At 48.7% G+C, this 21,173-nt stretch carries 21 protein-coding genes and 9 tRNA genes; 8 read left to right on the top strand and 22 right to left on the bottom strand.

Going from position 1 to position 21,173, the window contains the following annotated elements; genetic code table 11:
- Nucleotides 1-28 precede the first annotated feature (28 nt).
- Nucleotides 29-538, top strand: coding sequence for a DUF2780 domain-containing protein (locus ACO6V5_RS02895; protein ID WP_422138435.1), 510 nt, complete (start codon nt 29-31; stop codon nt 536-538).
- Here the strand turns inward: ACO6V5_RS02895 and ACO6V5_RS02890 are convergent.
- Nucleotides 531-1,454 carry a 1-aminocyclopropane-1-carboxylate deaminase/D-cysteine desulfhydrase gene (locus ACO6V5_RS02890; protein WP_422412292.1) on the bottom strand — a complete coding sequence of 308 codons (924 nt, stop codon included), beginning with the start codon at nt 1,452-1,454 and terminating at the stop codon, nt 531-533. The genes ACO6V5_RS02895 and ACO6V5_RS02890 overlap by 8 nt on opposite strands.
- Nucleotides 1,455-1,581: 127 nt before the next feature.
- On the opposite strand from ACO6V5_RS02890, the gene ACO6V5_RS02885 reads away from it, so the two are divergent.
- Nucleotides 1,582-2,016, top strand: coding sequence for an RNA recognition motif domain-containing protein (locus ACO6V5_RS02885; RefSeq protein ID WP_422134428.1), 435 nt, complete (start codon nt 1,582-1,584; stop codon nt 2,014-2,016).
- A 616-nt stretch (nt 2,017-2,632) separates the two neighbouring features.
- On the opposite strand, the gene ACO6V5_RS02880 is transcribed toward ACO6V5_RS02885, so the two are convergent.
- Nucleotides 2,633-3,031, bottom strand: coding sequence for a hypothetical protein (locus ACO6V5_RS02880; protein ID WP_422134434.1), 399 nt, complete (start codon nt 3,029-3,031; stop codon nt 2,633-2,635).
- A 50-nt stretch (nt 3,032-3,081) separates the two neighbouring features.
- On the opposite strand from ACO6V5_RS02880, the gene ACO6V5_RS02875 reads away from it, so the two are divergent.
- On the top strand, nt 3,082-3,465 hold the full coding sequence (locus ACO6V5_RS02875) for a DUF2237 family protein (RefSeq protein WP_422134435.1): 384 nt from the start codon (nt 3,082-3,084) through the stop codon (nt 3,463-3,465).
- On the opposite strand, the gene ACO6V5_RS02870 is transcribed toward ACO6V5_RS02875, so the two are convergent.
- Nucleotides 3,462-4,085 carry a phage terminase large subunit family protein gene (locus tag ACO6V5_RS02870; protein ID WP_422412289.1) on the bottom strand — a complete coding sequence of 208 codons (624 nt, stop codon included), beginning with the start codon at nt 4,083-4,085 and terminating at the stop codon, nt 3,462-3,464. The two genes, ACO6V5_RS02875 and ACO6V5_RS02870, sit on opposite strands and share 4 nt — an antisense overlap.
- Nucleotides 4,086-4,159: 74 nt before the next feature.
- Between ACO6V5_RS02870 and ACO6V5_RS02865 the strand changes: the two genes are divergently transcribed.
- Nucleotides 4,160-4,414: a type II toxin-antitoxin system Phd/YefM family antitoxin gene (locus ACO6V5_RS02865; protein ID WP_422412287.1), complete on the top strand. Its 255-nt coding sequence runs from the start codon at nt 4,160-4,162 to the stop codon at nt 4,412-4,414.
- A 230-nt stretch (nt 4,415-4,644) separates the two neighbouring features.
- Here ACO6V5_RS02865 and ACO6V5_RS02860 read toward each other — a convergent pair.
- From ACO6V5_RS02860 to ACO6V5_RS02825, 8 genes are all read right to left on the bottom strand, one after another.
- Nucleotides 4,645-4,721 (bottom strand) — tRNA-Asp (locus ACO6V5_RS02860).
- Between the two features lie 49 nt (nt 4,722-4,770).
- Nucleotides 4,771-4,846 (bottom strand) — tRNA-Val (locus ACO6V5_RS02855).
- A 70-nt stretch (nt 4,847-4,916) separates the two neighbouring features.
- A tRNA-Asp gene (locus ACO6V5_RS02850) sits at nt 4,917-4,993 on the bottom strand.
- Nucleotides 4,994-5,042: 49 nt separating this feature from the next.
- A tRNA-Val gene (locus ACO6V5_RS02845) sits at nt 5,043-5,118 on the bottom strand.
- Between the two features lie 70 nt (nt 5,119-5,188).
- Nucleotides 5,189-5,265 (bottom strand) — tRNA-Asp (locus tag ACO6V5_RS02840).
- 48 nt (nt 5,266-5,313) lie between these two features.
- Nucleotides 5,314-5,389, bottom strand: a tRNA-Val gene (locus ACO6V5_RS02835).
- Between the two features lie 127 nt (nt 5,390-5,516).
- Nucleotides 5,517-5,593 (bottom strand) — tRNA-Asp (locus ACO6V5_RS02830).
- Between the two features lie 47 nt (nt 5,594-5,640).
- Nucleotides 5,641-5,716, bottom strand: a tRNA-Val gene (locus ACO6V5_RS02825).
- Nucleotides 5,717-5,970: 254 nt separating this feature from the next.
- On the opposite strand from ACO6V5_RS02825, the gene rdgC reads away from it, so the two are divergent.
- Nucleotides 5,971-6,894 (top strand): recombination-associated protein RdgC, encoded by a 924-nt coding sequence (rdgC, locus tag ACO6V5_RS02820; RefSeq protein ID WP_422138438.1) that lies wholly within the window; start codon nt 5,971-5,973, stop codon nt 6,892-6,894.
- A 77-nt stretch (nt 6,895-6,971) separates the two neighbouring features.
- On the opposite strand, the gene ACO6V5_RS02815 is transcribed toward rdgC, so the two are convergent.
- From ACO6V5_RS02815 to dapA, 4 genes are all read right to left on the bottom strand, one after another.
- Entirely contained in the window at nt 6,972-7,832 is an 861-nt protein-coding gene (locus tag ACO6V5_RS02815; protein ID WP_422134439.1) for a tetratricopeptide repeat protein, read from the bottom strand.
- A 472-nt stretch (nt 7,833-8,304) separates the two neighbouring features.
- Nucleotides 8,305-9,408 carry a phosphoribosylaminoimidazolesuccinocarboxamide synthase gene (locus ACO6V5_RS02810; RefSeq protein WP_422134440.1) on the bottom strand — a complete coding sequence of 368 codons (1,104 nt, stop codon included), beginning with the start codon at nt 9,406-9,408 and terminating at the stop codon, nt 8,305-8,307.
- Nucleotides 9,409-9,543: 135 nt separating this feature from the next.
- The gene (bamC, locus tag ACO6V5_RS02805; RefSeq protein WP_422412284.1) at nt 9,544-10,686 is read right to left on the bottom strand and encodes an outer membrane protein assembly factor BamC; all 1,143 of its coding nucleotides are present in this window, start codon (nt 10,684-10,686) and stop codon (nt 9,544-9,546) included.
- A gap of 113 nt (nt 10,687-10,799) precedes the next feature.
- The gene (gene dapA / locus ACO6V5_RS02800; RefSeq protein WP_422134442.1) at nt 10,800-11,675 is read right to left on the bottom strand and encodes a 4-hydroxy-tetrahydrodipicolinate synthase; all 876 of its coding nucleotides are present in this window, start codon (nt 11,673-11,675) and stop codon (nt 10,800-10,802) included.
- A gap of 286 nt (nt 11,676-11,961) precedes the next feature.
- On the opposite strand from dapA, the gene ACO6V5_RS02795 reads away from it, so the two are divergent.
- Nucleotides 11,962-12,429 (top strand): peroxiredoxin, encoded by a 468-nt coding sequence (locus ACO6V5_RS02795; protein ID WP_422134443.1) that lies wholly within the window; start codon nt 11,962-11,964, stop codon nt 12,427-12,429.
- Between the two features lie 90 nt (nt 12,430-12,519).
- Here ACO6V5_RS02795 and ACO6V5_RS02790 read toward each other — a convergent pair whose 3' ends face one another.
- Nucleotides 12,520-13,587, bottom strand: coding sequence for an AI-2E family transporter (locus ACO6V5_RS02790; RefSeq protein WP_422134444.1), 1,068 nt, complete (start codon nt 13,585-13,587; stop codon nt 12,520-12,522).
- 80 nt (nt 13,588-13,667) lie between these two features.
- Entirely contained in the window at nt 13,668-13,910 is a 243-nt protein-coding gene (locus ACO6V5_RS02785; protein ID WP_422134445.1) for a sulfurtransferase TusA family protein, read from the bottom strand.
- A 387-nt stretch (nt 13,911-14,297) separates the two neighbouring features.
- On the opposite strand from ACO6V5_RS02785, the gene ACO6V5_RS02780 reads away from it, so the two are divergent.
- Nucleotides 14,298-15,752 (top strand): M48 family metalloprotease, encoded by a 1,455-nt coding sequence (locus ACO6V5_RS02780; RefSeq protein ID WP_422134446.1) that lies wholly within the window; start codon nt 14,298-14,300, stop codon nt 15,750-15,752.
- 33 nt (nt 15,753-15,785) lie between these two features.
- Here the strand turns inward: ACO6V5_RS02780 and nadA are convergent, their stop codons facing one another.
- On the bottom strand, nt 15,786-16,832 hold the full coding sequence (gene nadA / locus ACO6V5_RS02775; protein WP_422134447.1) for a quinolinate synthase NadA: 1,047 nt from the start codon (nt 16,830-16,832) through the stop codon (nt 15,786-15,788).
- Between the two features lie 101 nt (nt 16,833-16,933).
- Nucleotides 16,934-17,009, bottom strand: a tRNA-Lys gene (locus ACO6V5_RS02770).
- A gap of 234 nt (nt 17,010-17,243) precedes the next feature.
- On the opposite strand from ACO6V5_RS02770, the gene ACO6V5_RS02765 reads away from it, so the two are divergent.
- Nucleotides 17,244-18,605, top strand: coding sequence for an esterase-like activity of phytase family protein (locus ACO6V5_RS02765; RefSeq protein WP_422134448.1), 1,362 nt, complete (start codon nt 17,244-17,246; stop codon nt 18,603-18,605).
- Between the two features lie 90 nt (nt 18,606-18,695).
- On the opposite strand, the gene queC is transcribed toward ACO6V5_RS02765, so the two are convergent.
- From queC to ybgF, 3 genes are all read right to left on the bottom strand, one after another.
- On the bottom strand, nt 18,696-19,373 hold the full coding sequence (gene queC / locus ACO6V5_RS02760; protein WP_422134449.1) for a 7-cyano-7-deazaguanine synthase QueC: 678 nt from the start codon (nt 19,371-19,373) through the stop codon (nt 18,696-18,698).
- A 171-nt stretch (nt 19,374-19,544) separates the two neighbouring features.
- Entirely contained in the window at nt 19,545-20,195 is a 651-nt protein-coding gene (gene queE, locus ACO6V5_RS02755; RefSeq protein ID WP_422134450.1) for a 7-carboxy-7-deazaguanine synthase QueE, read from the bottom strand.
- A 168-nt stretch (nt 20,196-20,363) separates the two neighbouring features.
- Complete coding sequence (gene ybgF, locus ACO6V5_RS02750) at nt 20,364-21,161, bottom strand: tol-pal system protein YbgF (RefSeq protein ID WP_422138446.1); 798 nt, start codon at nt 21,159-21,161, stop codon at nt 20,364-20,366.
- Between the last annotated feature and the right edge of the window lie 12 nt (nt 21,162-21,173).

Genomic DNA, 21,173 nt, shown 5'->3' with positions numbered 1-21,173 from the left:
ATTACTTTTGCTAATAGGGTATTGTTTTATGAAACGCCGGAGCTTCTTCATCAACCGTTTCTGCAGTAAGCTGTTCTTCATTCTTGCCACTCTTTTTGTTCTGCAATCACCGGCAAGTCATGCCATGGGGTTGATTGATACCCTGACCAGCCAACTAAATGTCAGCAAGTTCCAGGCCGAAGGAGGTGCAGGCGCCCTTCTTCAGTTAGCCAACTCCCAATTATCAAAAGAAGACTTCAGTGTAATCAAGGAAGCTCTACCGGAAACATCGGACTTATTAAAGGCAGCTCCGGAAGTGACCCATGACAAAAACTCATCGTCGCTGTTAAGCAGTTCCAGTTTACTGGGCAATTTCGACACCCTGAGTCAGCAGTTTACAAAACTGGGTCTGAAGGACGAGATGATTTCGAAGTTTTCAACCATACTGATCGATTATCTCAAGGCTAGCCCCAGTGGCAAAGCCGCCGGGCTGTTAAGTTCGGCTCTTCCTTCGGGGATAACCGACACTGTGGGCTCGCTGATTAATAAATTCAAGTAGCCCACTCCCTGAAGCCACGACGCCCCTGGAGGCCGCCGGTATGAATGAGTAGCAGCCTGCTGATCCCCGACAGCCCTCCCGATTGGGCCATCTTTTTCAGAGCGAAAAATAGTTTACCCGTATAAACCGGGTCCAGAGGGACTCCGGTTTCCCGCTCGAATTCCAGAATAAACTGAATAAGACCGGGGGTGGTTTTGCCATAGCCGCCACAATGGTAATCGAGCTCAAGATTCCATCGTGTTGCGGCCGGGGAGAGATACTGCTGAATATCATCCTTCAGAAAGCCTGCTCCCCTGAGCACGGCAACCCCCCTCACGCGGGTGTCACTGCCTGCACTGCGAATAATGCCGGCCATGGTGGCTCCGGTACCACAGGCGAGCCAGATCTCATCATATTCCGAAGCCCGGATGGAGCCTGCGTCAAGAATATCCTCACATCCCCTGACACCCTCTTCGCCCGAGCCTCCTTCGGGAACAATCATCAGCTGATCCAGAGAGAGCGACAGTTGTTTTAAAAGCGCCTGCTGATACTCAGTCTCGTATCGCTTCTTATAATCAGCACGACTGACATAGATCAGTCTCATACCCCAGCGTTCTGCATCCTGCAACATGGCAGAAGGTTTAGCCGGTTTCTCACCGCGAATAATGCCTATTGTCTGAAAGCCAGACCGATAACCTGCGGCCGCCATAGCATGAAGATGATTAGACCAGGCGCCACCAAAACTTAAAAGTGTTCTGATCTTTCTTGAATGCGCTTCAATGAGAAAGTATTTAAGCTTGAACCACTTGTTACCGCTGATTAGCGGATCAACTTGATCAAGGCGAAGGATATCAACAGCAATAGGGCAATTACCTACGAGATAAGTATTTATTCTTTCAACAGGTACACTATTACCAATAAGATTTAAAAAACACATAACCCTGTTTGCTCTTCTGGTTTAACTCTGAGTAAACGAAGATGGCGCAATATGCCAGTGATACAAACGATATCAGTAATAAATAATAAATATAACAAGCCTTCATTCCACTGATCTACGTGCTACAATGGAATCTCACTTAAACATTGTACTCTTACCTGATACCCGAAAAGACAGTGTCTCCAACGACACTTGGTGCTTTGAAAGGTCGCAGAAAAGCAGCTACAGCGTCCCCGGAGATAGAGGAAAAATGGCAAACAAACTGTTCGTTGGTAACCTGGCCTTCGCCGCAACAGAACAAGATCTGGAAGAGGCTTTTGGTGCCTTCGGCGAAATCGAGGAGGCGAAAATTATCCTTGATCGTGAAACCGGTCGTTCTCGTGGCTTTGCTTTCGTAACTTTCAGTTCCGCAGATGCTGCAGAAGCAGCTCTTGCTCTGGATGGTCAGGATGTGGCGGGTCGCAGCATCCGCGTCAGTATCGCAACCGAACGTCCCCGCAACAACAACGGCGGCGCTCGTCGTGGCTTTGGTGGTAATCGTGAAGGCGGTCGTCGCTTTTGACAAAAAGCACGTTCCGCTTCCAAAAAAGCTGGTTCAGTACTAGCTTTTTTTTCGCCTGAAACCTGGCCATCTGTGAATAAAAAAAACGACTACCCAAAGATAATCGTTTTTATGTATGGCGGTGGGTGGGGAACCGTTTGCAGAATTTTCTGATAACAGCCATATTTCAAATTTTTATAAATAGATCCACTGAAATATCAGTAGTTGGTGTATAGCGTACCAACGTTCAAAGTTATAAAATCTTCATCCCAGTCAACAACATCAAATGCCACGTCAATGAGCCGAAACGAGCGCAACGTTCAATTTTACGATTTCTATCTCACAGCACGGGATGTGAGCCTGAAAGGTGTTAAGTTCCCCTGCTCTGTTGATTTTTTGACCCTTGCCACCCACTGGCAAGAGTTAAGTGAAAAAAATAGGACGTCCATATGAAGGAAAAAAATAAAAAATGTTAGTTTGTCAAATATAAGGATGTCCAATTATTTCGGAATCATTGATTTTAACCGTTACCAGTGTTGATTCGGATGATCCAAAAGTTATATCAAACCGGGGACATGCATAGAAAATATTGAGATACTCGATAATAGAAGACGGCGGCAACTTCTAAGTTGCCATTTTAGAGCCTGCAATGACTTTGATCCCGGCTTTTGGTCAGTGTGTAGTCAACGCCTACTACCAAAGTGGTACTCAGACTGTCCTTAACCGTAATGGTCTTGGTCAGGTCAGGCATTTTATCGAACGGGATCAGTTCATCAGCCACACCAAAAGACGTGTGGGGTTCATCGGTAACTGCCGTAAAGTCGTGGGCAGTGAGGCTGGCAGAAATAGACGAGATCCGGCTGATAGTGTTTCGGTTACCGCCACCGCCCAGGTAGTTTTTCAGTTCCTTTTTATCTTCTTCAAAACTGAACTTGAACTCGCTGACGTTACCAACGGGCAGCAGAGGCGCGCTGCCATCGGCAGGTTTGAGGTAGATGCTTCCGGCACCAATAAAACTACGATCTATCCTAGACATGGTTTTTCTCCTATCTTGTAGGCCATGGGTTAATCATGGGAGGGTTTTACATGTTAGAAATGCTGTTTGAACAGCTCAATGTGCTTGGTAGACAGTTAGAGGTTTGTTGTCAGAGTCCAATGACTGGCTTCTTTCGGAACGGATATTGCCATACCTGTCCACAGGACTCCGGCAGTCATACGGTCTGCGCCCGGATGACCGATGAGTTCCTGCAATTTTCCCTGTCCAAAGGTAACGACCTCATCACACCTAATCCTGCGTTTGGCTTTCCCGGCCTGAAAGCCGGTGACCGTTGGTGTCTGTGCGTAAGTCGCTGGGTGGAGGCTCATAAGGCAGGTGTCGCTCCGCCGGTTTACCTGGCTGCGACCAATATGGCAGCGCTTGAAATGGTTGACTTGGCGACGCTGGAGCAGATGGCATTGGATTGTTATTAAACGACGACTTCAATGTGTAGCTGCAAGTCAGCAAACGAAAGATGGGCATTGCTTGGGGCAATATATAACCGGGTTTCACTGAAGCTGATATTTCGGGCCTCTGGAGTGAAGCGTTGCCCAGTGGTGAATAGCTCACGGATAGCAGTATCGGTGCCAACCAATGTCAGGTAGACCCCTTTCTTGTTTTTGGTTTTGGGAAATGTGGCGATAGGTTTGCCTGCCTGAGATGAACCCTTAACTGGCATTTCATCGATCATCGGAGCAATGCGCTGCTTGGAGGTTCGCTTTGCCATATCCAGCGTGGGCAGCACATACATCATCGGACCCGGCGTATGGTCAATCACATAGCCCAGCCAGTTATTGCCACATTCAGTGCCGCCCACCTGGGCACCTTTCATAAATACCACCTGCTCAACAGGTGACGATGGTGAGAGACAATCCATGATCTCTTTCAGGTACGGTGTGCGGGAAGTTCGCCAGCGTCCTGCTTCTTTGGTGGCTTTTGCTGGAAGAATCCGCTTTTGATCAGCCCATTCGGAAACGGTCAGGCGAGTGTCTGGCCTCAGCCCTTTGAAGAAGCCTTCAAAATATGGACTTTTGACTGACAGGCTATTAACCATTTAAACAACCTTTGAAGAAATCTATTAATAGGTCTATTATTTGATCTTTTAATGAACCGTAAAAGGAGCTTGCTATGGCCTCAGTCCATCCTATTCTCGCTGACGTCAGTGCCGGGATATCCGAACTAAAAAAGAACCCGATGGCCATTCTGAAAGAAGCCAATGGTGAAACCGTGGCCATCCTGAATCGCAATCAACCCGTGTTTTATGCGGTACCAGCCCATCTTTATGAAGCCATGCTCGATGCTTTGGACGACCTGGAACTCGCTGCCATCGTCGAAGAACGCAAAAATGATGAGAGGATTCGGGTAAATATTGATGACCTATGAGCTGGATTTTTCTGCACTGGCGTGGAAAGAATGACAGAAACTCAACTCCACGGTGAGAGAACAGTTCAAAGCCAAGCTGCATAAACGCTTGGAGAACCCCAGAGTCCCGAAAGATAAGCTGTCCGGCTAAAGGTGGGGGATGAAAACTCAGGCAGGAGTGAAAAAACCGTATTTTTTAGGGCTAAACAACGAAAAAAACCTAGCGACAAAAATCACTAGATTCTTGAATATGGCGGACCGGACGGGACTCGAACCCGCGACCTCCGGCGTGACAGGCCGGCATTCTAACCAACTGAACTACCGGTCCGCATTCTTTTTAATAAAGAACAGTATTTAATCACTGCTCTCTATAAATCTGGTGGGTGATGACGGGATCGAACCGCCGACCCTCTGCTTGTAAGGCAGATGCTCTCCCAGCTGAGCTAATCACCCTGATCTGAAGCTTTTGGCTTCAGAAATCGATTGCGCCTGTCGTGCAATCTTTGCTTTCAATCAAGAAACCTGGCGGACCGGACGGGACTCGAACCCGCGACCTCCGGCGTGACAGGCCGGCATTCTAACCAACTGAACTACCGGTCCGCATTCTTTTTAATAAAGAACAGTATTTAATCACTGTTCTCTATAAATCTGGTGGGTGATGACGGGATCGAACCGCCGACCCTCTGCTTGTAAGGCAGATGCTCTCCCAGCTGAGCTAATCACCCTGATCTGAAGCTTTTCGCTTCAGAGATCGATTGCGCCTGTCGTACAATCTTTGCTTTCAATCAAGAAACCTGGCGGACCGGACGGGACTCGAACCCGCGACCTCCGGCGTGACAGGCCGGCATTCTAACCAACTGAACTACCGGTCCGCATTCATTTAATAAAGAGCACATTTAATCACTGCTCTCTATAAAAACTGGTGGGTGATGACGGGATCGAACCGCCGACCCTCTGCTTGTAAGGCAGATGCTCTCCCAGCTGAGCTAATCACCCAAAGTATTTTTTAACGACCCCTGGCTGACGAGTCGGTACCGACTATACATGAAGACATTTGTCGTTCAAGTCCTGATTGAGAGAAGTAATGAAAAAGAAATCATCGACTACTGCATCCTGAATCAGATGGCGGACCGGACGGGACTCGAACCCGCGACCTCCGGCGTGACAGGCCGGCATTCTAACCAACTGAACTACCGGTCCGCTATACAGCTCAATTAACCTGCCACTTTGCGTCTTAACATTCAAAGTGGTGGGTGATGACGGGATCGAACCGCCGACCCTCTGCTTGTAAGGCAGATGCTCTCCCAGCTGAGCTAATCACCCTTCGGTCATGACCGTGTGTCTCTCAACAACGCGGCGCATTATAAGCAGCGAACCGAACCTCACGCAACCGCCTTTAGACACTTTTTTTATAAGTATCGATAACATAGCATTGCAAAAGGATATTGAGGCTACGAGAAACCTTCCCGGTTAAAGCAGCTTTATGAATACTCAATACCGAAAACAACACACATTCTCTCACTTAGCGTAAGCCTGATGCGTATAATGCAGGCACTCAATTTTGCATGGACTCAATCATGTGGTTTAAAAACCTGATTTTCTATCGTTTCACCAAACCCATTGCATGGAACAGTGAAGAGCTGGAAGAAAAGCTCTCTGAAAAACGCTTTCGTGGCTGCAACAGTCAGGACATCAGCTCTTATGGCTGGGTGCCACCTTTGGGTCGCCATGGAGATATGCTGACTCACACCAGTGGTGATTTTGTCATGATCTGCGCCAAGAAAGAGGAAAAGATTCTTCCCGCCAGTGTTATCAAAGATGCCCTGGAAGAAAAAATAGAAACGATAGAACAGGAAGAACAACGGGAAGTGTTCAGTAAGGAAAAAAAAGCGCTCAAGGACGACATTATGATGGAGCTACTGCCCAGAGCTTTCACCAAACATCAGAAAACGTTCGCTTACATGGATACAAGAGAGGGCTGGCTGGTTGTGGATGCTTCTTCTTTCAAGAAAGCAGAAGAACTGACCAGCTGTCTGAGAGAATGCCTCGGTAGCCTGCCGGTTATTAACCCCCCCTTAAAGAACCTGCCCTCAGCGTCCATGACACAATGGCTTTCAGAAAACCCTGCTGTCCCAGCCCCCTTTATTCTGGGTGACGAATGCGACCTGCGAGAGCCTGGTGATGAGGGTGGGCAAATCAATGTCCGTCGGCAGGCATTGATCACAGAAGAAATTCAGGCTCACCTGGAGGGCGGCATGCAGGTGAGCAAATTGTCCCTGCAATGGGATGAAGCACAAACTTTTGTGCTCAGTGATGATCTGATTGTACGAAAGCTGAAGTTCACTGAAGTGATCCAGGATCAACTGGACGAAGTAGAAGCAGAAACTGCGGCGGAACAATTCGATGCCGATTTCGCAGTCATGAGCCTTTCCCTGAGAAAGCTGATCAATGACCTGGCAGAGGCGCTAGGCGGACTTACAGAAGGGACAACTGAATCTTAAGCGACGGTTCAGGTAAGAAAACCCGCCACCGGGCTTCCCTTCACAGGAAGCCCAACTCATACCAACTCACTAATCCGTCAATGCATCAACCCAAACAGCTTGCCACGATAACGCTTGGCCAATGGGTCTCCAGCCCCCAGCTGATCAAAAACCTTTAGCATTAGCAGTCTGGCTCCGTCTTCACGGAAGGTACGGTCTGTTCTGACAATCAACAGAAGGTTTTCCAGGGCCTGCTCATTGTCATCGGCAATCACCTGACGGATAGCAAGCTGATAACGAGCCTCATGATCGTTTTCATCATCATGAAGGCGAGCTTCCAGTTCTGCCATTTGCGGTGCCCGGACCACCATCTCATAGAAAGCCAGCTTCGCCCTGGGCTGGGCAATGCCTGCGGCATCGGCAGGCAGTGCAGCCATCAAGGCTTTGGCATCGTCAACACGATCCAGTTCCAGCAGAAGGTTAACCTGAAGTACCTGAAGCGCCTGATTTTCGGGCTCTTCCTGTAAAATCTGCTGCAACAGCAGCAGCGCCTGCTCGTGCTGCCCCTCGTCAATCAACTGATCGACCTGCAAACGGATACGCTCCACAGGGCTCATTGTCAAAGGATCCAGCACTTCTTTCAGAGCCACCTCAGTCTGTAAACCGGACAACACCTGCACAGGTTGTCCCTGATGGAAGAAAACCAGTGTCGGGACACTGCGGACACCCAGCTGAGCCATTAACTGCTGACCCAGAGGTTGATCTGCATCCAGTTTGGCCAACAAAAACTTACCCTGATAGCTCTCTACCAGATTGGCCAGAATCGGTAGCTGACTTTTGCAGGGCTCACACCACTCAGCCCAGATATCCAGTAGCACCGGTCGCTGGGCCGACTGTTCAACTAATACTTCTCGAACATTTTCTTCTGTCAGATCAACAATATTCGGCAATTCGTTCATACTCAGATTCTCTAGCCGCCTCGTCAGGAGCGCAGCATTCTTTAATAAAAAGTTGTCATAAAGGGCATTAAAGGCAGCTCATATGACTTGTTAGTGAAGCATTACTGCAATCTTACCCACAAAATCTGTGGATAACTTTGTGGAAGAACCTGCCAAATCATTCAGAAAGACTGATTCTTACTGCCTCACATACAAATCGATCACTTTTTGATCAATTATTTTTCTTTAATTTTCAACAAGTTACAACTCATCCTTATAAAATCAATTACTTAGACCCGATGCGTTTTTTTGACGTCAAGGGCTTGACATTTGTGCATAAAAAACAGATGACGTAAGCCTTATTCAGATCATCTATTGAAAAAAGAGGGCAAATTACCGTCATACCGCAGGTTTTCGCTAATAACCAATCGCTATTAAGCGGCCAACCCCCGTCAACCGGCTCAAACGACTGAAGAACGCCCGACTAAAACCTTTAATCAATCAAACCATATTGATCCTTGAGAATGGCTACAATTTCGGCTTTGGGGCTGTCTGAGAGTTGAACAGGCTCGCCTGTAATGCGCTCAGCAATATCCAGATAGGTTCTGGATACAGCCATCATAATGGATTGAGGCAGCTCGTTTTCTTCGGCCAGGGCCCGTCGCTCGTGCATTCTGTCCTTGTTGAGCAGAATGTCAGGGTCAGGAAAATAATTCAGCAACTGTTGGCGAAAACCTTCCTTGGAGTTTTCCACCACCTTACCCACTCTGTATGACGCACCGTCCCAGATTCTGGATGAATCCGGTGTTCCTACTTCATCCATGTAAATTAGCCTGTCCTGACCACTGGCAGTGGCGACATACCCAAACTCAAACTTGGTATCCACAAACACCTGATCCAGCTTGCCAAGGGCTTCGGAAATGACATCAAAGCCTTCTTTAAGAAGCCTTTCATAACGATCAATATCTTCAGGCTTGTGAAAGTTAAAAGACCTGTAATTTGCCTCAAGGTCAGCACGAGTGATATTAACATCATCCACCTCCGGCACACCGGGAATCCCTTTCAGAATACCCTTGGTGGAAGGTGTTATCAGCAAATCCGGTAATTTCTGATCCTTCTCAAGACCATCCGGAAGCCGGATACCACAGAAATCACGCTCACCCTTGCTGTAGGCACGCCACATGGATCCTGTAATGTATTGACGACAGATCGCTTCAATCATCACTGGCCGGGCTTTTTGAACGATCCAGACGAAGGGATGGGGAATATCCAGTATGTGGCTGTCAGCCAGCCCCGATTCCCTGAACAATTTGAACCAGTGATTGGAGATCGCATTCAGGGCAGCCCCTTTTCCGGGTACACCCTGCATGTTTCCTTCACCCTTCCAGATGCAGTCAAAGGCACTCATCCGGTCAGAAATCACCATGATAGCCAGAGGCGTATCACCGGCTACATCATAGCCCTTTTCCCTGATCAGACGACGGCTGTCCGCCTCTGTCAACCAATAAACAGAGCGGACCTTACCTGAGTGCACGGGAAGCTCTGTTCGAATAGGAAGGTCGTTATTTACGGCCAGTACTTTATCAGCAAAGCTCATTGCCAACATCCTGCATTCTACTAATGGACAATCAACTGAAGCGAACAGGAGCCGCTCCATGGAACTGTTTCGTTGCCTGGCAAACAAAACAAAAAAGCCAGTCATGGAGACTGGCTTTTACAATGCGATTCTACCCTATTTGAGGTTTTCCTTCACAAGATTCAGCAACTTACGACTGATCTCGGCAGGTGCTGAGGTATTGGCATCCTTTTCTACCGAGACCCTGACGACCCCATTCAATTCTGAAACTCTCATTAACAGAACATCCTTGGGTGCCTCTTTCTTTTCATCGCCGCCAAACCAACCACTGAACCAGTCACTGGATTCTTTGTCTTTTTTGACCACTCCTTCAGGATCTACCTGCAGGTAGAAAATACCTGCGGAGCGGTTCTTATCGGTCACATCCACCCCAGCCTGTTGCAGTGCAGCATCAACAGCAGACCAGCTACGGGCATAGGAGAGCTGATCCATTCTCAGTAGCGGATTACCAGCACCGTCCTGCTCCATAACAGCCAGGTTGCCCAGATTCAGATCCTGAGCCAGATAAGAGACGGATTTTTCACTGCCATCACGCACCATGAACAGCAGCAGTTCATTCAATATACTGTCAACCATCTTCTGACTGCGCCCAGCAAAGTTGTTCCACCCTGGCTCAGTGGTGATTCTCTGGCCTTCTTCAGGAACGGCGCGAGACTTGATCTTCAAACGCACCTCAGAGGAATCTGGTTTCACACCCTGGCGCACTTCGAACTGGAAACGATCTTCAACAGGACCGGTCACCTCAGCACCCATCAACTTACTGAAGGCACGGGAGACATAACCTTTTTCCGGGTCTTTGCCCAGATCAGTCCACTCTGTTTCAAGAACGCCCTGTTTGACATCCCGGGATCTGGCCGGAATGTTGTTTTCTTCCAGGAAAGCCAGAACTTTTGGCCAGACTTCACCGGGCGAATGCCCCACCAGCAACCACTCTTCATCACCTGCCCTTTCGATGGTATAGACGCCACCTGCTTCCTGAGTCAGGCGCTGGTCAGGTCTGGGCACATCAAAATCGGATTCCAGTTGCGAGTGGTCCGCAGAAATGGGCGGAATAGACAAGGATTCCACCATGGGCTCTGCATTCATCTGCTCAGGTATTTCCAGCGACCTGGTCACCCGTGCCTGAGTATAATCACCGGATTTATCCCGGAAATAACCCTCCTTGCCGAATGGATTGGAACAACCTGCCAGTGCCAGAGCACAGGCCATAACCGGCAAGGTTTTCATCACTCGCGACATACGATCTCCATTCTGAAAAGCTCCATAACAATCCCCCGGATGATACCTTCGTTTCCCGGGTTCAGTCATAATCAGGTGCCGGGATCAGGCTCAACGCCTGGTCCCTTGAATAATTAAATCAGTTCAGCCTGCTTCAAGGCTTCACGTAGAACCGGGTGGCAACCTTCGGACAAGGGCGTCAGTGGCAGGCGTATGCCCTCTCCAATCAGTCCCATTTCCGACAACGCCCATTTCACAGGAATCGGATTCGCCTCAACAAACAGATTCTGATGCAATCCGTCCAGTTTAGCGTTAATCGCCTCGGCTGTAGCGCGATCTCCATTAAGAGCCGCTACACACATTTCATGCATTTTCCGAGGAGCCAGATTATTGGTTACAGAAATAACACCGTTAGCGCCCTGCAACATCATCTCCATGCCGGTAGCGTCATCACCGGAGTATATAGCAAAGTCATTACCGCACAGTTCACGAATCTGGATGCCACGCTCGACAATGCCGGTGGCTTCTTTTATACCCACGATATTTTCGTGACCGGAAAGACGCGCCACAGTTTCAGGCAACATATCCACGGCGGTACGACCGGGTACATTATAGAGAATCTGAGGAATGGCCACAGAGTCAGCAATGGTTTTATAATGCAGGTACAAACCTTCCTGGGTTGGCTTGTTGTAATAAGGAGTCACCAGCAGGCAGGCATCAGCTCCCAGGATTTTTGCCTCTGCTGTCAATAAAACAGCTTCCTGGGTAGAATTTCCTCCGGTACCGGCAATCACCGGAATACGGCCACTAACCTGTCTGACAATCCGTTTAATCACTTCGCAGTGTTCTTGCACGGTCAGAGTAGCAGATTCTCCGGTAGTACCCACTGCCACGATGCCATCAGTACCTTCCTCTATATGAAATTCAACCAGTTTCTGGAGACGTTCCCAGTCCGGCTCTCCATCGTCCTGCATCGGGGTCACAAGCGCTACAAGGCTACCGGTAATCATCTATCCACTCCAAGAGATCAGTCATAAGCTGTGCATAATGTTACTGACGCGCACCGGCATTAACAAGAGCAGCGTTGACATTCTGCCCGACTCAGTCCAGCTTTATAGACCATTGTCAGTCATTCGCACTATGCTACAGGTTCGCTGCATCTGAAAACAATCTGTTGATCTGGCCGTTTTTGTGGCTGAATATAAAATTCTGACATCTATTAAAGCCAGCTGAAGCAGAGACAACCGTTTACTATTCAGACTTACTATCAAAGACAAGAGAATCGAAGGAAGAACAATGAGTTTTACCCTAGGCCAACCCGTTACGGAATTCACCGCCCAGGCAACCAATAACACCACCGTCACCCTGTCCGAACTGAAAGGCAAGAAGGTCGTCATCTATTTCTACCCCAAAGACAACACTCCGGGCTGCATCAGTGAAGGCCAGACTTTCCGGGATCTGTTCCAGGAATTTCAGGAAGCTGACACCCTGATTTTCGGTGTCTCCCGTGACAGCCTGAAATCTCACGAAAATTTCAAGGCTAAACATGAGTTCCCGTTCGAGCTGATCTCCGATCCGGACGAAGAACTCTGCAAACTGTTTGATGTCATCAAGTTAAAGAATATGTACGGCAAAGAGTACATGGGAATTGAGCGCAGCACGTTCCTCATTGATCGTGAGGGCACCCTGCAACACGAGTGGCGTAAGGTACGGATCAAAAACCATGTAGAAGACGTTCTACAGGCTACTCAGGCACTGGGTTAATCATCCAAACGGGCCATCTATCCGTGATGGCCCTCAAAGAAATATTCCAATGATAATCAGATGGACCGGTTTCGTTGTATTGATGAAAAGCTAGCTGACCTTTTCCACATCATGCACACTGGGCCAGGCATTCATCACTGCCTTTAGCAGGGTCGCCAGCGGAATAGCAAAGAATATTCCCCAGAAGCCCCAGACTCCCCCAAACACCAGAACCGCAACAATAATAGCAACCGGGTGCAGGTTAACCGCCTCGGAAAACAGCAGGGGAACCAGAACATTGCCATCCAGAGCCTGAATGATGCCGTACACAATCATCAGCATCATGAACTCATGTCCCACACCCCATTGAAACAGACCAATCAGGGCAATAGGAATGGTAACCACAGTGGCACCGATATAGGGAACCACTACTGAAAAGCCCACCAGCACAGACAGCAGAACGGCATAGTTCAACCCCAGCCAGGCAAAAGCCACAAAACTGACTCCACCAACAATCAAAATTTCAATAACCTTACCCCGTATGTAGTTGGCAATCTGGTCATTCATTTCATCCGCCACCTGAATAATCAGGCGACGCCGCATAGGTAAGCGGTTACCAATCCAGCCGAGCAGTTCAGTTTTATCCTTAAGAAAAAAGAATACCAGGATGGGCACCAGAATCAGATAAACCAGGATACCCAGGGCACCAGGCAACCTGGAGATAGAGAACGACAACGCCCAGGGTCCGAACTTGGCCAGATGCATATTGATAGCACTACTGAGAGCCGCTGTCTGGGATTCCGAAATAAAGGCTGGATAGAGCTCTGGCAATTCTTTCAGAATCATCTGTCCCTGCCTCACCATATTCGGCAGCTCATTCAGTAAGCCGGTGACTTGCTGCCAGATCAATGGAATCAACAGGAATATTGAAATAAGCAGAACCGCCATAAAGAGAGTGAAAATGAGGCTGACGGCCAGGAGATGGGGTACCCCCCATTTTTCGAGTAAGTTCACCACACCTTGCATCAAAAAGGCCAATACCATTGCCGCCAGCAGCGGGGCCAACATATTCCCCATAAAGATGATGACCAAAAACCCGGTCACCAGCATCAACAGTAGCACCAGAGCCTCATGATCTGACAGGTAACGGTTCAGCCAATCCCTGATGATATCCAGCATATTTTCTTCCTTATGACTTACTCAGAAAACTGACCAGGTTGTCTATTGTCAGTCAGGCTCGGGATATTAACAATCCGATCTTATTTATGCTCGAGAGTAAAGATAAATACCCCTGAAGCTTCATCACTGGCCAACAGTTTATGACCACTGATGCAGGCAAAGCTGGCAAAATCCCGAACCGAGCCCGGATCTGTGGCCTGAATCCGCAACACTTCGCCCTGATCCATTTTACTGAGCGCCTGCTTGGCTTTGAGCAGAGGGAGCGGACAACTCATTCCCTTCAGATCCAGTTCAACATCCACTTCTATCATAATGAAACTCATTCTCCCTCAGCGAAGCTGAAATTCAGCTGTACAGGAACTCTGCTGCCAATGTTATGCTGCACTGACTGATAATTAATAAACCAGTAAAGCGCTTACAGTGTAAAAATGTTTCCAAGTGCCATGCATACACTTGCCCAAAAACGGCAGGCAAGTTGTTACCACACCCGACTCTCACTAAAAGGCTCTGGTGCAAACGTCGCTGACCTGTAGAATAGAGAGATGACTGCTCTTTCCATCGCCAGAAGTTGCCAGTCATGATAAACGCACTTCCGGCCTCACCCGAAAGGTAAGGAGGCCGTAAAATACTATGTTTTTTTTCACGGCTGTTTGAGCCAGCACCTCTATGACGATACAGTGTACCGCAGATTATACGAGTATGGATATTCTATGAAGCAACCGGGTTTCCTGATGGCAGCCCTGCTAAGCACCTGGCTCGGAACTTCTTCCGCAGTGGTAAGCGCGGCCCCAATTGAACTGCCCAGACTGGGGGACAGCACCTCCGCAGTCGTCTCGCCTCAACAGGAGTATGAGCTGGGACAGACTTATCTGAAATATATACGTAGCCGAACCCGTACGGTGAGTGACCCCGAGGTCAAGGAATACCTCGAAAGACTCACCTATCGCCTGGCTGAATTCAGTGAGATTAAAGATCACCGATTAAACACCATAGTGATAGACAGTAGCGTATTGAACGCTTTTGCAGCACCGGGCGGAATCATCGGCGTCAACTCCGGACTGTTCTTCAACGCGGACACAGAAGCTCAATTTGCTGCCGTACTCGCTCACGAATTAGCACACCTGAGCCAGCGCCATTACGCCCGAAATGTTGAAGACGCCAAAAACAAGAGCCTGCCGACCGCTGCCGCTGTTCTTGCATCGGTTGTCCTGATGGCAACAGCAGGAACTGAAGTAGGTGCCGCAGCACTATCAACAACGATGGCCGGCATCCAGTCCAGTCGTTTGCGCTTCAGCAGACAATTTGAGCGCGAAGCAGACAATATTGGCATTCTGACTCTTGCCAGGGCGGGCTTTGATCCTCAGGCCATGCCTGAAATATTTGAGAACATGAACAAGTCCAGGCGTTATCAAAGCAGACCTCCGGAGTTTCTACTGACGCACCCTGTTACCGACAACCGTATTTCAGACTCCAGAGCCAGAGCTGCACAATTGCCTTCCAAGGGTTCCCAGGGCAGCAGCCTTGATTATTCTTTAATTCGAATGAGACTGTTCGTACTCAGCACCGAAGATCCGGCCCGTTACGCACATCAGTTACAGAAGGAGCTGGAGTCCAGTCATACCAGCTCGGAAGACATTACCCGCTATGGTCTTGCACTGGCGAGCATTGAAGCACGAGATTACAAAACAGCAGAAAAAGAACTGACTGCGCTGCTGAAGAAACACCCTCGCAACCTGCATTTGATTATGGCTCAGGCCAGACTCGAATCAGTTACCGGAAAATCCGATGAAGCGATTAAACGACTGGATGCGGCGCTTTCAATTCATCTGGATAACTATCCGTTGATGGCGACCAAAGCGGATATTCTGATTCAGGCAAAAAAATTCAGCGAAGCCAGAGACCTTCTTCTGAAACTGAGTCGCAGTCGACCCGACGACCCGGATATCTGGTATGAACTGGCGGAAGCCCAGGGTCAGTCCGATGACATTCTGGGCTTACACCAGGCTCGGGCAGAGTACTTCTTCTTAACAGGCAATCTTGACGATGCCATCAAGCACCTTCAGTTTGCTCGAAAAATGGTGGGAGATAATTACGCCCTGAGAGCCAAGATCGACAAAAAGTTAAACGACATATTCGAATATCGTAAGAAACTTGAAAAAAGCTGATCAGAAAAGGCCGTCATTGTCGGCGGCCATACCTCAGGCTGATAGTGATGCCGTGAAGTCGAGCATACGATTCAGAGGAATCAGAGACTTCTCTCGCAACTCATCATCGACATTCACCAGATTCAACTTGCCTGGTTTTTCCAGACACTGAACCAGTGCTTCCAGAGAGTTCATTGCCATCCACGGACAATGGGCACAACTCTTGCAGGTAGCACCGCTACCCGCAGTTGGAGCTTCTACAAAAGACTTGTCTGGGGAAGCCTGTTGCATTTTGTAGAAAATACCTCGATCCGTTGCCACGATAAAGGTTGAGTTTGGCATTTCCTGAGAGGCTTTCAGCAATTGGCTGGTAGAACCAACGACGTCTGCCACCTGGACAACAGAGTCTGGTGATTCAGGGTGCACAAGAATCGCAGCATCCGGGTAAACCCGTTTGAGGTCTTCAATACCCCTGGCCTTGAACTCTTCATGAACGATACAGCTACTGTTCCAGAGCAGCATGTCTGCCCCGGTGTTCTTTTGGATGTAACTGCCCAGATATTTATCCGGCCCCCAGATGATTTTTTTGCCCTGATCCATCAGATGCTCAACGATGTCCACAGCACAACTGGAAGTCACAACCCAGTCAGCCCGTGCTTTTACCGCCGCAGATGTATTGGCATAGACAACCACTTCACGATCGGGGTGCTGATCACAAAAAGCCGAAAACTCATCGACCGGACAGCCAAGATCAAGAGAGCACTCTGCCTCCAGCGTTGGCATCAGAACACGTTTTTGAGGGCTGAGAATCTTGGAAGTCTCACCCATAAAGCGAACGCCAGCAACGACCAGAGTATCCGCAAAGTGATCACGTCCAAAGCGAGCCATTTCCAGGGAGTCCGCTACATAACCACCGGTTTCTTCGGCCAGCGCCTGAACGACAGGGTCAGTGTAATAATGAGCAACAAGAACAGCGTTTTCCTGTTCCAGAAGCTCTCGCACTTTCTGCTTCAGTGCTTGCTCTTTTGCTTCGTCCAGGCCCTGAACGGGTGCGCTACCGAGATGCTCCTGAACAAATGCTCTATCACTAAGTACACTCATAAAAATTGTTCTGAAAGTCTCTAGAAGACATTATTAGGCAAATCCACGCGATTTTAACACAAATGAAAGATTCAGACAGCCGGGAAAAAGAGAAGAGGAGTTGGTGGGTCGTGTAGGATTCGAACCTACGACCAATTGGTTAAAAGCCAACTGCTCTACCAACTGAGCTAACGACCCGACGCGGCGCCATATTACTCAGTCGGTTAAATCTTGCAAGTTTTTTCTTCAGCCTTCCCTGCCTGTCAGGTATCAGGCGCTAACGCATCTGTTTAGTCACTGAATACTCATCTGCGAATGATTCCAACCCTGAAGTATTCCACTAAAACTGACCAGTTGACCCTCCGGTAACGTCCTGAATTTAGACTAGGATTATACCAGTTTCTATAAACCTCCTTTAACTAAGGTAGCCTCATGTCATCCAAAGGATTATGGCCTCTCTCCCTTTTTTTTACCTACGCTTTGTTATCCTCTGAAGCTGCCATTGCCAGCCAGAACGGAGTAATGCTTCTCGGCAGTAAAAAGCTGGATTACAGTGAAGATCAGCCAATCCTGGGAATTTCTTCCATCCGTTACGACAAAGCCTACAATCAATTCATTCTGCTTTCAGATGATACCGGGGCCATTCCCAACTATTACAACAAAAACGGCTTGCCCCGATACTATCTCATCCCGGAAGAAACCCTGATTACCAGGAAAGGCATTCCAAAAAGCAAAGGTACTTTCCTGCAAGAGTCTGGCAGACGGGTCAGAGAAGTTGTCATTGAACCTAATGACTCTGTTTTTTGGACAACCCATGGGCATATTGATACAGAAGGCTTTGACTTTCTTGGCGACAGTGCTTTTCTGGTCGCTTCGGAACAAAACGCGACCTTTCTGTTCAACCTGGTCTGCCCCTGGATTCGATTCCCTGGATGGAATATTCACAGCTCTCTTCTGAAAGTAGGAAGAGACGGATCTCTTCTGGGCGCATACCAATACCCCAGAGAATTTTCCAATATCGGCTGGCGCTTTGACTGGAAGATACCTCACTGGGTACCCGGCATCTATGACACTCAGTTCAACTGGCACAGTGAAGACCCCAATAAAAAGGGGGTCAAGCGAAACCGGGGCTTCGAAACTGTCATCCACCTTCCGGGAACCCCTGATTATCTTGCTATATCTGAACAGGGGATTCTTCAGGATGAACAACATCATAAAGGCCCTGTACCTGGTCGGGTATTGCGTTTCTCAATGGCTGAAGCGGTCCATCAGGTTTCAGCTTCTGTGAAACCAGACATTCAATACCACTATCAGCCCACTTCTGTTCCTGCAGAGCTTTACAACCCCGAGGTAGACGTCATTGTACAGAGCATCAGCGACGCCCAGGCCGTCAACAATCACCAGTTTCTTGTCATCGAAAAAAATTTCATCAGGAAAGCCGACAGAAAAACCGTAAACTATACATACACGGAAGTTTATCTGGTTGATCTGGATAACCCTCTTCCCCCAACCCAGGGCAATAAATGCACCTGTCCAGAAGAGCAACCGAAAGAGACTGCTAATACGTCTCTGCCCTTACTGAGAAAGAAGCTTCTGCTGAGCACCCGGGATTTTGAAAAAACCTTCCCGGACTTTAAAAGAATCAATATCGAAGGGGTGACGATTGGACCTCACGGGACTGACGACAGCAGGCTACTGGTTCTGGTTGGCGATAATGGTGCCAATTTTCCCAAGCCAAGAAGCACTGATGTTATCTTCTTCAGAGTGCCTGAAAAACTGTTCAAGATGCAATAGATCTCCTGACTGCCTTACTCAGGACTGGCTTGAGAACGACAGTATGAACTTGAACAGACCTGCAAACGTTCAGCGGTCAGGTTGGATCACTCAAGATTCTACATAAGGCGTTGGGTCGGCGACAGAGGCTTCGGCAAAGCCCTTTTTACGATAGCGGCAGCTGTCACAGACACCACAGGCGCGACCTTGTTCGTCAGCCTGATAACAAGAAACGGTCATCCCGTAATCAACCCCCAGACGACTGCCTTCCTTTATGATCTCAGCCTTGGTCAGCTCCAGCAGTGGAGCGCGGATATGAAAGTGATCCCCTTCAACTCCCGCTTTGGTGGCCAGGTTAGCCATTTTCTCGAAAGCCTCGAGGTACTCAGGACGACAATCCGGATAGCCGGAATAATCTACATCATTAGCGCCAATGAAAATGTCCCGGGCACCGAGAATTTCAGCCCAACCCAGTGCCAGAGAAAGAAATACAGTATTTCGTGCTGGTACATAAGTTACAGGGATACCCTCGCCCAGATCCTCAGGGACATCAATATCATCATCTGTCAAAGCAGAGCCACCAAGATCACGCAAGTCCAGTTTCAGGGTTTTATGATCCCTGGCACCCAATGCCTCAGAAACACGAATAGAGGCTTCGAGTTCTGCTCTGTGTCGCTGACCGTAATCAAAGCTGACGGTATAGCACTCATATCCCTGATCTCTGGCAATGGCGAGTACTGTGGAAGAATCCAGACCACCGGACAGTAAAATGACTGCTTTTTTTGTCATGCTCTTTATTCCTATTTTTCTTCGCTCATGGCCTGCTTTTCTATAAATGCGGCCAAGTCGAGGGTTACAGCGACGCTCGCGACAATCGACGATCCAGCGCTGACCAGACTGTTATAAAACGCTTACGAGTTAACTTAAATAGCTTGCAGCCTACCTGATTAGGATTTTGACTCAAACACCGGCTTTGTCGCCCCAGATCACGCGATGTAATTGCACCTGAAACCGAACCGGAAGCTTGTCTGAGATGATCCAGTCAGCCAGCCGATCAGGAGCCAACTGGTCGTTGACGGGAGAAAACAGTACATCTGACACCCGGCCCGCAAGGTTGTACTGCAACATTTTACTGACCGACCACTCATAATCTTCCCGATTGGCAATGACGAACTTAACCTGGTCATTAGCGGTAAGGTGTTCAATATTCTCGTACAGATTCCTGTGACTTTCACCAGATGCCGGTGGCTTGAGGTCGAGCACTTTGACCACTCGCTCATCCACCAGGGAAACATCCAGAGCACCACTGGTTTCCAGTGATACTTCATAGCCTTTGTCTACCAGCTGCTCAAGCAGAGGCAGACAATTTGGCTGCCCAAGAGGTTCACCGCCTGTTACACAGACATATTTAGCGCCATAGTCGTCTACCTCCTTTATGATCTCGTCGAGAGACATACGGGTGCCACCGTGAAATGAGTACTCGGTATCACACCAGACACAACGAAGTGGACAGCCCGTCAGACGGACAAACACTGTAGGCAGGCCCGAGGTACGGGACTCTCCCTGCAGGGAGTGAAAAATTTCAGTAATTCTGAGGGTATCAGCAGTCATTGAGCTCTCACCAGACATTCAGGTCGGCAATACTAGGAGCCCATCCTACTTAAGTCAATTTTGGTTTAACTGCCCGAGCAGAATGCAAGATCCCCTCAAGGGAGAAAACAGGAAATGGATGAAATACCCAAACAGAGTCGACGCCCACCCGGAGGCAGGCAGAATTAATCAGGAATCGGACATATTCCTGAGATAGGTATCTGACAATCGGGCAGCAGCACTGCCGGGGTATTGACTGATCACTGATTCAAGGTGTTTCCTGGCAGCGTCTTTTTCGCCTTGCAAATCAAGAATACGACCCAGCTTGTAGGTAGCGTCAGATACTTTCGGACTGTCCGGATAATTGTCAATCAGAGACTGAAAGTCGCCCAGAGCTTCCTTGTATTTGCCCTGAGCCATCTGAACTTCACCTAACCAGTATTGGGCATTATCCGAAAACTGACCTTTGGGATAGTCTTTCAACAACTTTTTCAAGGCCGTAATAGCCTCATCAAAACGCTTGTCCTTGATCAGGGAGAAAGCAGCCTGATAAGCAGCTTCCTCGCGGGCACCAGTCTCAGACACTGAAGGCTTGTTACCGATAGCAGGTAAAGTCACCGGGGAGTTTGAAGCGCCTCCTGCGGCAGCAGGCGCCTCACCAGAAGAGTCACCCAGACGAGAAATGCGCTGATCAAGATCCAGGTAACGCTCCCGGTTCTCTTTCTGCAGCTGCCTGATCTGATAAGCCTGCTCTTCCAACTGCCCTCTGAGGGTCATGGTCTCCTGACGAAGCTCATCCACCAGGTTCAATAAGTGGGCAGTACCTCCTGCCGATGATGCCACTGAAGTCGATTCACGAGTTTGTGAACTCTTGACAGAATAAGCATTTCCAGAAGGCTGGGAGTCCACCACCGGCACCTCTGCCTGAACATAAGAGGCCAGGCCGACAACAACAAAAGCAGAGCAAACAGATCGTTTCAGAGGCATTCAGTCTCATTC

Source organism: Endozoicomonas sp. ALD068, from assembly GCF_049310145.1.
Lineage (GTDB): Bacteria > Pseudomonadota > Gammaproteobacteria > Pseudomonadales > Endozoicomonadaceae > Endozoicomonas_A.
Note: the sequence above shows the minus strand (reverse complement) of the source record. Positions and strands in the feature narration are given on the sequence as shown.